Genomic DNA, 14,095 nt, shown 5'->3' with positions numbered 1-14,095 from the left:
CCTTTTAAGGGGCTATTTTTATATAAGCTGGCTTGATGACAGACCCCATCCCGCCATTCATATCGCTCCCTTCTATCACAATGGTATAGCTGGCCGGCAGATCGGCGGCATAAAAGGAAATGGTGGCTTCTCCTTTTTCATTGGTAATGATATTGGGTTCCCAATGAATCGTAGAACGGATATCGGTTCCGGAGATCTCCTTGTTGAGGTATTTAGGGCTATAGAATTTTTGGGGCAGTGAAAATGCAAGTGGCTTGTACAAATAGGTTCCGGGCGTTTGTTTCATCGCAGGCCCCTTGCCACTCCTTGTGGTAATTTCTATGTAGGTGTAATCTATGCCCGAAGAACCTCCGACCCCGGTTAGTCCACTTCTTCCGTTAAACGAGGTTTCGGCTGAACTTAAAAATTTATTGTTGTATTTTACGTTATAACTTGCATTGTACATCACTTCTATCCCTTTTACATCTTCGGCTTTAAAATTGTCCAGGCCTGTTTTGATATGCTGGTACCGCTCCTGAAGGCCCTCTGCGGAATCATCAGTATCTGCCATTAGCTGCCAGTATTCATAGGTCTGGTCCAGGTCTATGCCATCCATGATCACTTTGACCAGCTGGTTTTTCAGCATCAGCCCGAACTTTCTCCTTTTAGATGGCGGAAATACATAACTGCCAACCGACAAACCAGGTATACGTGCCATTAAGAGCTCGTATAGCGGCCTCTTGCCTTCTTTCAACAGATCCTGTTCTGTCAATACCTGGTCGGCCTCACCTGAACCGTTGAGGTTGTACGAACCCTTAACCAGCTTTTTTGCTGCTATGTTCACTTCATTTAACAGGGTACCACTGGATTTATCCTGTTGTTGTTTTAATGCGATGGCTTTTTCAACTTTTTGCAGGAATGCCGTGTCTTTTAGTACAGCTGTTGTTGAATAATTTACGGTCAATGGGCTGAATACCGGAGGCACCCATTCATCTACTTCCAGGTTAGCAAAGAAATTTTTACCCTTTTTATTGGTGGCCTGGATTTTATAAACTGCGGTATCTGCAATGGGCAGGTTTTTGAAAACAAAGCGCCCGTCTGGACCGGCAACAGTATCCATAAACAGCAGTGGCTTTTTTACAAACAAGCTCAGCTTTGCTTCGCCCATCCCGGAGAAAGCAGAACTTACCCTCCCAGTGATCATAAATTCCGGCTCGGCCTTATACTTCGGTTCTTTGCTGTTTAACGCTTCATTCCAGTGATAACCCAGCCAGCCGTAAATACGTGCCAGGCTATCTAACTGCTGTTGTGCGGCAACTGTGCCATTGGTATATGCATCAGCGTCCTTATCCTGATTGATCAGTTCTGAAGCCAATACCATATAGGTATTCAGATTTCCCTTTTTAGGCTTAGTCTGCACAACCTGGTTATCGTCGGTTACTGCCATCGAAAAACTGCCCTGCACAGGTTCATTGTTTTTATCGGTAACACGGATACGCAGGGCAATGCTGTCCCGGCTTTTGTAAGTAGTCTGTGTACTGCTGATATCCAGCTTCAGCTGATCCTGCTGGTCGATATAGATCATTCGCTCATTTAAAGGCTGCAGGTTTTTATCGATCAGGGTAAAACGGGCTATGCCGGTAGGGAATAAGCTCTTTTCTATTTTGTTTACCAGTTTCCCTTCTTTTAAGCTAACCGAAACCGCATAGCAAACTACGCCCCTGGACTGGCCAACCAGGTAATACCCCTGCACATCTCTGGCTGCTCCTTCGGCAGTCAGGGCAATTTCAAGCTCAGCCTTTTCCGGAGTATTATTTATAGTTAAACTTGTGGCTGTACCTGTAGTAGCCGCGGGTAGTCCATCTGCTTTAGCTGTCCGTTTTAAACTTGCCGAGACCGGGGGTATTTTGGCATTGCTGATATAAATATTTGTGGTAAAAGCGGCGGCCTCCCCAAAATTAAGCATCCAGGTGGTATAGGCACGAAGCAGGTAATTGCCGGTTGGCAGCGCTGATTCATCCAGGCTGATGTTGCCCAAGCCTAAACTATATTGGGCAGGAAATTTCATCCTTTTTATCAGCCTGTTATCAGGGCTGATCAGTTCTACATAAAATATCCCACTTTTTGTAGAGGGCATTAAGTAAGGGCCTTCCAGTAAATAAGCTTTAAACCAAAGGGTATCACCGGCCAGGTAATTGAACTTATCCAGCTGCAGGTATAGTTTTTCAACCGGCTTGTTTTTTCTTACGGCATCCATTAAAACCATGATTTGTTTGGCCTGCCTGATCTGATAAAGGGGCTTGGTCTGAGCGTTAACTGCGGTATTGAGCAATAAGACTACAAATAAAACAAGCAGACTAAAAGATAGCCCCGCGTTTTTTTCTTGTTTCATCTATATATGTTTTTTTACCATCTATATGATTTGCTATGTCCATTAAAAGTACAAATAATTTTTTGGAAATGGCCTTTTCTGCACCTGAATATGCGATATCGTATTTAAAAACATGACTGCTTTCTCCCAATATGGAGGATGCTGCCTTAAAATTGTATTTGCCGCTTAGTTCAATACTATTGGCATTGATCTGCCCATTAAAAACATAGGCTGCCCTACCGCCTTCAATAATAGAATCTTTAGTGGAAACCCTAAACAGCTTTCGGCTGATGCTGACCTGGTAACCCTTTTTTACCAACTCGGTTTGCAGCAGGTACAGGTTTTGATTGATAGATTTATCATTTTCTATCAGGATCTTGTTTACGCCTTTGAAAAGTACCGAATCCAAGACCTGTTTTTTTATGGGATTCTTTTGTACCGGTGCCGGATTTTTTTTAATCTGGCTTAAACCTATTACCGGCACCAGCATCAGCAGGAGCATGATTTGTTTCATGTTTTTATGTTCTTAATTTCAGTGAATTTTCATTGGCCCCTCCACTATAAGCTACCTGTTTTATTGCTTTTCTCAGATCGCCGCCATCAATCTGAACACCTTCATTTGAAGGGCCTTCCAGGCTAAGCAATACCTGGCAAGGTGTTAAAACACGGGTAGCGGTAAATAACAGGTCTTTTGAATTGACAATTCTTAACAAGGAGGGCGCACTTGTGCTGCCTTGTACACTTAAGCCATTTATGGCCGCATCCTGCACATTTTCAAAAACAATAGCCGGCCGGCTGTCGTCGTTCTCCAATTCGAACCTTACATTTTGCAGGGTTAAACCCTTTACATTCCTGGCATACAAACCGTAGGCCGGGGGGCCTCCCGGTGCGGTATCCCAGACACCAAAATATTCGGCAGCAATTTTTGGAACATCGTGTTTACCGGCCTGGGCTAATGTACCACCACCAGCATAGGTTACATGTACATCCGTAAAGCTGATGTTTTCAAGGTAACAATCGTCCATGGCGTTCAGGGTAATACAGGAGTTTTTTTCCCCTTCCTTGAAATTGAGTTCAAAATGGATATCGGGATGAGGTACAGGCACTGCAACCACAGATGCCCTGATCCCATTAAATGAAATGTTGCGGATAAAAGATTTGCCTGCGGGTGGATTATTGCCCTGGTTATTATTGGATGTACCACTAAAGCCAATTCCGATGGGCCCGGTTACATTTTTCATGATAATGTTGGAAAAGCTGAAATTCTCTATACTGGCCCTGCCTGCACTGATTTTTATCGGGCAGCCGTAGGTATCGTAAATGAGACAGTTGGAAACAGCAATGTTCTGGGATTCGCCACCGCCAAAACGAAATATAGACCAGCGGGTACTGAAACTGCAGTTGGTAACAGTGACAAATTTATTGCTGCCAAATAAAGCGCAGGCATCATCCTGACATTGCACATCACAATTGGTAATGTGCACGTACTGACAGCTGCTGAAATGGAAACCGTCGTTGTTTTTATTGACACGGTTATAGATCCTTATGCCATCTATGTACACCTGTTTACATTGCAGCAAGCGGATACAGTGATAAGCGCTGGCCTGTAAAAAGGTATTGTGCAACCGAAGCTCGGTACACTGGTAAAAAATGAGCAGGTGTGGCCGGTCGAAATTACCATCAATGCCTTTTTGTCCGGGGCCTGTATTGTCCCCTTTTCCGTTGTAAAATGCCAGTCCGTTCCCGTCGATACTGCCCTTGCCTTCAATACTTAATCTTTCTGCGTTTACTGCATACAGGAAAACAATATTCCCGTTACCAGATGGTACGCCTTTGCCAGCTGTATAATCTTCTCTCTTCGGGCTCCCCAGCAGTTTGCCACCCGCAGATAAATAAAATGTTATGTTGGATTTAAGCTGCAGCGTACCCGACATAAATACACCTGCAGGAATTAATACTGTACCTCCCTGGGCTGCATTACAGGCATCTATTGCAGCCTGTATAGCTGCAGTATCCAGCGTTTTTCCATCCCCCTTTGCGCCATAATCCCTGACATCATAAATGGCTGATTTGGCTGCGTTCTCGGGCACTTTAGCACTGATCATGCCTGCAGCGGCCAGGGTTAAGGCCGGAACGGAAACTTTACCCAGCCAGGCACGGCGTGAAAGTTGAGCTGATGATTCCTGAATTGTCATTGCTTATTAAATTTGAGGGTAAGTATCGCTTTTGGCGCTTCTATAATTTCTCCGGTGTCTTTGTCTTCATATTTGATGTTGCTGAAATTCCCGGTCCAGGTCATGTCCTTTGCTGATGCTTCAGCAATAGTCCATACGTTCGCGTCAAAAATTGCTGCATCAAAGAGTTCAAGGTAAATGATATTGCTTTCCTCTACCAGGTTATAACGCGTATTCAACACTTCTCCACTACGGCTTACCAAACTGGCCTTAAGGTCTTTCGTAAAGGTAATCTCGGCAGCAATGCTGGTGTTATCCAATACTTCTTCGTATTCTTTCTGGCCGGACTGATCATAATAAACTATTTTATTGGATAGCACTGACCATTTGCCCATCAGCGTATTGTTCATTTTTACCACCTGGGAACTATCTTTTTTGCATCCGATAACAGCTACTGCCATAAATGCGATCAACAACAATTTATTCATCTTAATTATCTAACAGGAAACAGGTGAAGCTGACCACCATACACATCAATTTTATTTTCAGATTTATTTTACTTTTTTCCGATTGCAAAATCTGCAAACAGCACTTTTTCATCCCTCAATCGGACAGCATTACTCAAGCTACGGTATACACCCCATTTCGGACGACAAAATGTAGCTGCTGTACGCCACAAGTCAATGTCATTTATAGCATAAGATAACAATACCGATCCATCATTTACTTTTTTTAATATCAGTTCATAAGTACCATGTGTACCAAATTTTATTTTCTCAGTAGCTTCAATCCAATTTCCCTTGAAGGACGCGAGATCAACTGCCTTAACCTTACCCAGCGTAGTAGCTGTGGTATTACCGGTATGAATAATTTCCATTTTATCCGGACTACCATAGCGGGGCGTAATGGTAATTAATGGAGAATCTTCATTAGTACCATCCCCAGCCTTGATTTGATGGATGTGTGTAAAACCAGATGAAGGCTGAAAGGCTCCATCCAGTTTAAACTTCCATTTAAAGGTCATTTCATCTCCATTAAATGCCTTTCCGGCAGATGGAGATGATCCATAGGTTTTAATTTCTGTTCTTTGCCTGTCCGTTGCACCGCAGCGGTCATCATCGAGGGACACATGGGCAAAAAAAGCAAATACATTTTTATTTAGCCCGCTGTCAAATTCTTCTGTAATATGTGGAACCGGGTGTCCGCAGTCTGGCACCTCATAAGCTGTCCCTCCTAATTTCCGGTTAAGAAGCCCATACGTATCACCAGGACCATCTGCCTCCAGGTTGATCATTGTGCCATACTTATCCTCTTCAACCTGCCCTGCGGGATTTATTCCTGCTGGGGCTGGCTGATCAATAAGATCAGTTTTTTTTTTCTTACATCCCGCCAAGAAAAAAAGCATTAAAAGAAGTACGACTGGAAAAAAATATTTTAGTTTCATAATTTTCAATCTGGATTAGATTTTTTTTCCATATAAAACAGGTTGGCTGAAAACCATTAGATTAGCATTAAAGACCTATAGGATACAGCATCCTATAGGTCTGTTAACGTTCAAAAAAAAGAGCGCTGAGAACGACATTTAAAAAACTTACAATTTATCCTTATGATAAACCTCAATTTCAGAGACGTTGATGTTTGTTGCTTCGTCTCTTAAGCCAATATTAATTTTTATATACCGGCCTTTCAGATTAACGAGCGCGGTATTATCGGTATTTGTGGAAACAAATATGTCTTCTTCTTCAGGAGCCCCAAATTTGATATATGCTCTTTTCCATTTTGTATCTGTTGCAATCGTTGCTGCATCGGTATACAGGATTTCATAGTAAGTGATTTTAGCAGGGTCTTTGGTAAAGTAAACCTGTGTGGAATTAAAGTCTTTTACAGATCCAAGGTCTACATAAAACCAAACATTTAAATCGGCTCGCTCACCGCTGCTTGGCTGCCACTTATTGGTGTTTGACCTGTCACCATCGGTAAGTGAAGTTCCGGTAGCGCTGCTGGTGGTAATCTTTTTGCTTAAGGCCAGGTTATCATCTTTTGACGGAGGGGTCGGCGGTACATAATATTTATAACCTATATCGGTATATTCTGTAAAGAAGGTATCAATAGCGGTCTCTTCCGGGAGATAAGCAGTACGGTACCTGAGTTTTGCGCCCGCCGCATCCTTAAAGTTGAACAGTGTATCCTTATCCAGCCAGATCATTCCTCTGCGGGGATCTGTTGGGTTAGGGATTTTAGATTTCTGAACCGTTTTTACTATGCCTGCAGTATTGGTATAAATCAAATCTATCCTTACCGCCTGCTGGGCTACCCCATACCATGGGATGTACAGATCGCTTTTGCCGTTTAAAATATTCAGCTGTGGCATATCCGTAGGCCTGTTACCAATGGAGTTCTGATAATTATCTCCATATACATCACTTATGACTTCAGATTTTACGGATGAGTGGCCTTTATCATCATACATGTATACAGAAAAAGTATAAATACCTTCTTTCAGTCTGTCAATAAACGTGATTACAGAGTCAGTGCCAGAACCACGATTAATAGCTATGGTGATTGAATCCTTCCCCGCCGGCCGCTGATTCGGCAGCACAGGATCTCCTTCTATATGACCTGGGTTATTCCAGAATATTTTAGCACTGGTAATTTTAGGATCTGAAATAATATACCATTTTATCCCGACACGTTTATTACCTGAAAAGGCCTGAAGCCCTTCTGGTTTACCGTTATAAACGACCTGTCCGCCATTCAGGAATTCCTTGTATGTTGCATCCATTTTCTCGCATGAAGCGAAAAGCACTCCTGCCAAAAGGAAAAAAAGGCAATTGCGGATAATTGAATTTATATACATGATTTTTTCAATTTATTGAATAATTAATTATTGTATTTGGCCCCATAATTTCATTTCCGACAAGTGCAGGAACCCTAAAGCACCCTGGATAGAGGCCCAGTTGTCAATTTGTTTCCAGGCAATATATCTCACCGGAGGCGCATCAAGAGGAAACTCATATTCGTGGCCCAAACGTGCAACTTCCACATCGTCGTTAGATAACAAGCCTATTGGCTGTCCTGAAGGTTTTACCATGATCCTATGGTCTAGCATTACCCAGCTGTTGGGGTCACTAGGTGTATTGGTGCCCCAGATTTCCCATTCGTGAGGATTACCATGTGAATATAAATATCCACCATCCGGATTTTGACGCTGCCATATTTTATAACGGCTTAAACGGGTAACTTTTTTCAAATCCATCGGGAACCAGGCCGGTAATGGATTTCTTTCATTGGAGTGAAAACCATTGTTGCCGATTACTCCATCAAACAAAGCACTAAAAGGCCATGAACTTAGGTTACCTGGCTCTAATATTAAAGAACCATCAATAGGAAGCGGCCTGTTTTGCGGTATAGGGAATTTTTTCCTGGCATCATCAGGTGCTTTTAATTCCTCTTCATAAATCGGCGTCAATTGTTTTTCCAGGGTATCTGTTTTATTGTCCCAGATATCCTTCACAAAAAAACCGAATTTCTGCTGTTTTGCTTCCAGACCACGAACAGAGAAGCTACCTTCTGCCAAACCGGTATAATAAGCATCAACGTCTTTCCATTCATTAAGTTTCTCATCCCATACTACAACTCCAATCACTATATTATATGGTCTTTCACCGGTTGATTCCACGTTGTCGAACTTAACGTTCATTCCTCCGAAAGATTCCCTGATGTTTAAAGATTCCATAACGTCATAAATAGGTGGAGCCAGCGGATTTATTGTTACCTGAATTGGTGTAGAGGATTCTTCTCCATTTCCTACAGCATATAGTTTAACTTCCCTGGGATTGGTATCCCCCAACCCTTCTACAAGAATGGTTTTTTTATAGAAGGAAGATTTGGAAACCACCATTTTGCCTTGCCGTTCGTATTCTGCTTTTACATACAACAGATTGGCATCATCAGGAAGGGTATAGCTAATTACCGCCCCACCTGCTATATTCTGAACAGTTGCATTTGTAATAGGTTTAGGTGCTCCTTTTGTACCATAAAGGGGTGTAATAGTTTCCTCTTTGCAGGAGGACAACACTGCCGAAAGCATGGTGAACAATAAGACGGTTATTTTAAAATGTTTCATATTTCTAGTTTTTTAGGATCAATATTTAATTACCAGCCTGGGTTTTGAACCAGGTTTTTGTTAATCTGCATTTCTCCAAGCTCTATTGGCCATAAATATTCTTTCATCGTAAAGTATTGATTGTAAAGCAATACCGAACGGTAAAACGAGTTTGCACTTTTTTGGGTAATATCCCAGCCTTTTACGGGCTGATTTAAGTCTTTATGTGCTTCCTTCCACCTGCGCAGATCCCAGAAACGCTGTCCTTCAAAAGCAAGTTCAATAGCGCGTTCCTGATGGATGATCTTTCTTAAATTACTTTTATCATTATAGTATCCCGGTTGTGTGGAAAATTGATCCCAGGCTTCTTCTACTGATGGGATTCCGGCTCTGGCCCTGACAAGGTTAATATATTCTGTTGTGGCTGGGCTATAACCATTTACTTCATTCAACGCTTCGGCATATAATAAATAGAGATCGGATAACCTCAGCTCCGGCCATGGATAGGTAACGGTATTGCTGGTGACGTTTCCGTCGGCGGCACCAAATGTTTCAATATTTACGAGCTTTTTTATCCAGTAACCGGTGATGGAATAATTACTGATCCCCTGGCGTGCTGAAATTTCTGAAGCCCTTGCCTGTACAAAATTAAGAGGCTTTGTGACATCATTATTATTTACCCAGTTCCCAAACCATATTCCGCGGTCGAACCCTATACTGGCGTAAAAACGAGGTTCTCTGTCGAAATGTAATTTTACGGTATTGGAGTCTAGTTTCACATAAAAACGATCTTTTTCTTCGGCGGTCTTGAGCTCATAACGCCCTGCATAATCCCAGGTCCTGTCACTGTTTATTGGAAGTCCATGTTCTGTATAAAACATTTCGGCCATTTTTAATGTAGGAGCAAGAATACCTTTTGGTCCGCTTCCACTGGTAGCCCCGGTTGCAATGATAGGCATAGACCAGCGTTGCATGTTTACATCGGCCCTGCTACTGGTATTTGCCCAGATCACTTCCGGATTTGCATCCCGTATTGTGATGGCAGTACGAATTTCCAGTTGTTTCCTGATGGTATCGTTAACAATATAGGTAGCCGGACCTGGAAAAGTGCTCAGTTTACCATTCTGGCTATGACAATAATCAATGGCTTCCTTACATGCCTGAGCAGCTCGTTCCCATTTTGTTGCATCATACACATTACTGAAAAGTGCCTCTCCCCGCTTGTCTTTAAAATCAGCATATTCAGAGTTACCATTGAATAAAGGGCTTGCAGCGGTAACCAAAACTTTTGCTTTTAAAGCCTTAACAATACCTTTTGTAATCCGTCCCAGTTCAGAACTCTCTGTTCCGGCAACATTTTCAGGAAGGTTGGGATTTTCGGCAGCTTCGTCTAATAGCTTTACAATGTAATTTACGCAGCTATCCACTGGTTCGCGGCGAACCTGAACCACATCAGGGCTCGCTGCAATCGGCAAGTTCTCTTTCATCAAGGGGATAGGCCCGTACATTCTTAAAAGATAAAAATGATAATATGCCTTTAAGAATTTAACTTCCGCACTCCAACGCTCCTTTTCCCATATATTCATCTCTTCTACCTTATTGATATTCTCTAGAAAGATATTGCAATCCCTTATTCCGCGAAACAAAGGTTTACCTCCACGGGTGCCGCTCCAGAAATTACCGAAAGGATTTGCCATATTTTGCAGCCCCTGTGCGATGCTGAAAAAGTTTGTGGTCACATCTATAGGTGGATTTGGATACCAGATCTCATCGGCAGCTGAAAAGCCCGGATTGGTATTAAAATGCCCATTGGCTGGCATATAAGAATAACAGGTAAACAAATATTTTTCTGCAGAAGATCGCAGGTTAAAGGCATAATCTATAGTTGCAACATTATCCGGAACTACATCCAGGAATTTTTTGCAGGACAAGAAAGTGCCGATAATGGTAATGAGCAATATGATATTAATTTTTTTCATGATCGTTTGTTATTAAAATCCTACCTGGATACCAAAATTCAGAACTTTTTGTACAGGGTATCCCAGTCCTTCACCGCCCATTTCCACATCCCATAGTTTAAATTTACTGAAGGCAAACAAATTGCTCCCCGTGGCATAAATCCTTAAGCGGTCAATTTTTGCTCTTTGTATCAGTTTTTTTGGTAAGGAATAACCTACTTCTATTTGTTTTACCCTTAGGAAAGAACCGTTACGCATGAACCAGGTGCTTTTCTGGGTATTGTTTGATGATAAAGACCCACCTGCACCGTTTTGCACAGGATATGCACTTAAACGTGGCCACAAAGCGTACAGGTCACGGTTTTGTTCAGACCAGTGATTATTTGCATAAGCGGCCAACAATTGATTTTGCAACCGATATCCAGGTAGGTCGTTGGCATCTTCCCGGTATTCGACAAAAGGTGCGGTAGCTTCAGGATCTATCCAAAACGAAGACCGTGCAGATCCTTGCAGGAAAGCATTAAAATCCAATCCTTTATAAGAAGCTGAAAAACCGAAACCATATACAATTTCTGGTCGTGTTGGAAAACCAATTGGCACCTGGTCATTCACATTGATTACCCCATCTCCATTGATATCGCGGTATTTGATATCGCCACCCATGGTCGGGTTATTTCCGAAATTCTGCAGTGGAGAACTCCTCACCTCTTCATCGTCAACAAAAAGCCGTTCGGCAATATAGCCCCAGGTTTGTGCAGTAGAATGACCAACACGGTAACTCCATGGATATGGATATTCTGGTTCTTCGTAAGCCCTGAAGCGATTTTTTGCATAAGTAAAGTTACCTCGCACCCCTAAAACCAGATTTTTTCCAACTGTACTGTTGTAATCAAGCTGCAATTCGTAAGATTTGGAATTGGCTTCACCCACATTTGCTTTAGGTGTATCCCCCTGCAGTCCCATGGTTTTGGGTATAGAACTTCTTTCCATCAAGATGTTATACCGGTGCTCGGTAAAATACTCGGCTATAATGTCCAGTTTGTTCCAAAGCCCAAGCTCCAATCCAAATGTGGAATTCGCAGCTGTTTCCCAGGTAATGTCCTGGTTCTCGTAACGACCTACAGAAATCCCAGGTCTGGAATAACCACCATTGTTTCCGAAAGTAGCCCCCATCCCTGCATTGTTCATGTTTACTTCAGATAGGTAGAAGAACCGTTCGTCTTTACCACCTATGGCATCGTTACCTACTAATCCATAATTTCCACGGATCTTCAGTTTACTGATCACATCGGTATAAGGTTTGAAGAATTTCTCGTTAGAGATCTGCCAGGCCAAACCTGCAGAAGGGAAGAAACCGAACCTTTCTGTTTTATAAAAGCGTTCTGAACCATTGTAACCGAAATTAAACTCTGCAAAATAGCGGTTGTCATAACTATAGGTTGCCCTTCCTGAAACCCCCAGGTTTCGGGAGGCCAGTGATTCCTGTAAATCTCTTGAATTGCCATCCAGCTTGGAATCCATCAGTAAAACCAGCGTACCTCCTAAAGCATGTTTCTGTTTGATGGTACTGTTATAGGTAAATGCTGATTGCAGATGGATTACTGAAGAAACCTTTTTTTCTCCCGGTACAAAATTCAGGTAATCTGTACCAAAATCTGGATTTAACGGGGTTAATCTGTAAGTATCAGTTAGCTTGTCATAACTTCCTGCCGAATACCAAAAAGGAATATACTGACGTCGCAGGTCAAAGAATGACTCGCGGTTGATATTACCCATGGCATTAACAGCCAGACCTGGCGTAATAAAGGACAGGTCTTGTTTCAGTTCTATTTGCGCCAGCATTAAGGACCTAGCCGATTCTTTGTATCCCTTTACCATGTCGGCATAAGGATTGAGATATTGCCCCTGTTCCAGGTTTCCGAACATGATGTGTTTGGCCGTTCCGCCGGTACCCGGAACTACCGGATAATACGGCAGGAACTGTACCGGGCTTGTCCGCATAATTTTACGGTATATGCCCTGTCCACCATCCAAAGGCCCGTTGTAATCCTCAAAGTTTCCGTTCAAACGGATGTCTACGTGGGTCGACTTTGACACATTCAAACCCACATTTGAACGGATGTTGTACTTTTTAAGGTCAATGTTACTGTTAAAATTATTGCGGTTATCCACTTTCAGAATACCATTGTCCTGGTTAAGCGCGCCCGCAACATAATAGGTTGCCACCTGTCCACCGCCACCCAGGTTAAAATTGACACGCTGGTTCATGGTGGTATTTCTCAACAATTGGTCCTGCCAGTTTACTGCCGGAAACACAACCGGGTTTGTACCAGCTATGGTATTGTCTATTTTGCTTCTGGAGTAAGGAGTAGGCACGTTTGGCTGACGGGTAACATAAGCCTCGTTATGCAGTTGCATATAGGTAATCGGATCTGCCAGTTCTACATTTTTTGTGGCTGAAGATAGGGAGTTCTCGTAACGGATATTGATTTTTGGTTTACCTTCTTTACCTTGTTTGGTAGTGATCAGGATGATGCCATTGGCACCTCTGGCACCATATAAAGCATTGGCAGAAGCATCTTTTAAGATAGAAAAGCTTTCAATATCATCCAGGGTAAGCTGGGCCAGATCCTGGGTAGAATACTCCATTCCATCAATCAGGATCAAAGGATCCTTTTTATAACCGAAAGTAGTTGCACCCCTGATAAAGAATTCTGCATTATCTGCTCCGGGCTCGCCGCTCCTCTGATAAGCGATAACACCGGCCAAACGGCCTGCCAATGCAGTAGTAAGGTTACTTGAAGGCACTTTTAGTTCACCAGGGTTGATCGTGGTAATGGACCCGATAACGGATTCTTTTTTCTGCTTACCAAAAGCAACGATAACAGTCTCCTCCAGCTGATTATTAGCTGGTTTAAGGGTTACATTGATCACGGACTTGCCCCTTACCGGAATTTCCTGCGTGACAAAGCCCACCATACTGAATACCACTATGGCGTTTTCGTCAACCACGTCCAGCAGGTATTTACCGTTCAGATCGGTGGTGGTTCCAATTTGCGTTTTCCCTTTCACCGCAACTGACACTCCCGGCAAAGGACCAACGGTATCTCTGACGGTACCACGGATCTCTTTAACAAGCTTTCTTAACTCAGCTACCCGGTCGGTTTTTTTTACAACAACCGGTAATACCGTTGCTGTCTGGCTGCTGTCTTTCCGGATAATGAGTGTTTTGTCCGCGATGGTCCATTTGATGGACTTTCTTGGAAAAAATTCGTCAAACACCTCCTGTAAGGTAGCCTGTGTAAAACTGACATCAGCTGCCCGGGCAGCTTTAATCAGTTCGCCATCGCAGATCACCTGGTAGCCGGTTTGTTTTGTTATTTCTTTAAACACTGTTTTAATGGAACTGCCCTTTTGAGAGAAAGTGATTTTCTGGGCATAACCTGAAGCGCTCGCTTCCATTAATAGTGTAGTCATGATGATGATGATCAACTTCATAATACGCGAT

9 protein-coding genes are annotated in these 14,095 nt (G+C 42.8%); all 9 read right to left on the bottom strand.

Annotation, left to right across the window (positions count from 1 at the left end; translation table 11 throughout):
- Window positions 1-4: 4 nt before the first annotated feature.
- The 9 genes from R2Q85_RS22260 to R2Q85_RS22220 all read right to left on the bottom strand — a co-directional run bounded on the left by R2Q85_RS22260 (window position 5) and on the right by R2Q85_RS22220 (window position 14,085).
- A complete protein-coding gene (locus tag R2Q85_RS22260; protein WP_316814011.1) occupies window positions 5-2,371 on the bottom strand; it encodes a hypothetical protein in 2,367 nt (788 codons plus the stop codon).
- The gene (locus tag R2Q85_RS22255) at window positions 2,337-2,864 is read right to left on the bottom strand and encodes a hypothetical protein (protein ID WP_316814010.1); all 528 of its coding nucleotides are present in this window, start codon (window positions 2,862-2,864) and stop codon (window positions 2,337-2,339) included. Before R2Q85_RS22255 ends, R2Q85_RS22260 begins: the two co-directional genes overlap by 35 nt.
- Window positions 2,865-2,868: 4 nt before the next feature.
- On the bottom strand, window positions 2,869-4,545 hold the full coding sequence (locus tag R2Q85_RS22250) for a glycoside hydrolase family 28 protein (protein WP_316814009.1): 1,677 nt from the start codon (window positions 4,543-4,545) through the stop codon (window positions 2,869-2,871).
- Window positions 4,542-5,012, bottom strand: coding sequence for a hypothetical protein (locus R2Q85_RS22245; RefSeq protein WP_316814008.1), 471 nt, complete (start codon window positions 5,010-5,012; stop codon window positions 4,542-4,544). Before R2Q85_RS22245 ends, R2Q85_RS22250 begins: the two co-directional genes overlap by 4 nt.
- A gap of 68 nt (window positions 5,013-5,080) precedes the next feature.
- Entirely contained in the window at window positions 5,081-5,929 is an 849-nt protein-coding gene (locus tag R2Q85_RS22240) for a hypothetical protein (RefSeq protein ID WP_316814007.1), read from the bottom strand.
- Window positions 5,930-6,115: 186 nt separating this feature from the next.
- Window positions 6,116-7,306, bottom strand: coding sequence for a DUF4998 domain-containing protein (locus tag R2Q85_RS22235; RefSeq protein WP_316814006.1), 1,191 nt, complete (start codon window positions 7,304-7,306; stop codon window positions 6,116-6,118).
- A 102-nt stretch (window positions 7,307-7,408) separates the two neighbouring features.
- Window positions 7,409-8,650, bottom strand: a complete 1,242-nt coding sequence (locus tag R2Q85_RS22230) for a DUF4959 domain-containing protein (RefSeq protein ID WP_316814005.1) — start codon at window positions 8,648-8,650, stop codon at window positions 7,409-7,411.
- A gap of 29 nt (window positions 8,651-8,679) precedes the next feature.
- Window positions 8,680-10,608, bottom strand: a complete 1,929-nt coding sequence (locus tag R2Q85_RS22225; RefSeq protein WP_316814004.1) for a RagB/SusD family nutrient uptake outer membrane protein — start codon at window positions 10,606-10,608, stop codon at window positions 8,680-8,682.
- A gap of 12 nt (window positions 10,609-10,620) precedes the next feature.
- Complete coding sequence (locus R2Q85_RS22220; protein WP_316814003.1) at window positions 10,621-14,085, bottom strand: TonB-dependent receptor; 3,465 nt, start codon at window positions 14,083-14,085, stop codon at window positions 10,621-10,623.
- Window positions 14,086-14,095: the final 10 nt, after the last annotated feature.

Origin of the sequence: Pedobacter heparinus (assembly GCF_032678725.1) — a bacterium.
GTDB lineage: Bacteria > Bacteroidota > Bacteroidia > Sphingobacteriales > Sphingobacteriaceae > Pedobacter > Pedobacter heparinus_A.
The sequence above is the reverse complement of the archived record's forward strand: the minus strand, read 5'-3'. Positions and strand labels throughout refer to the sequence as shown.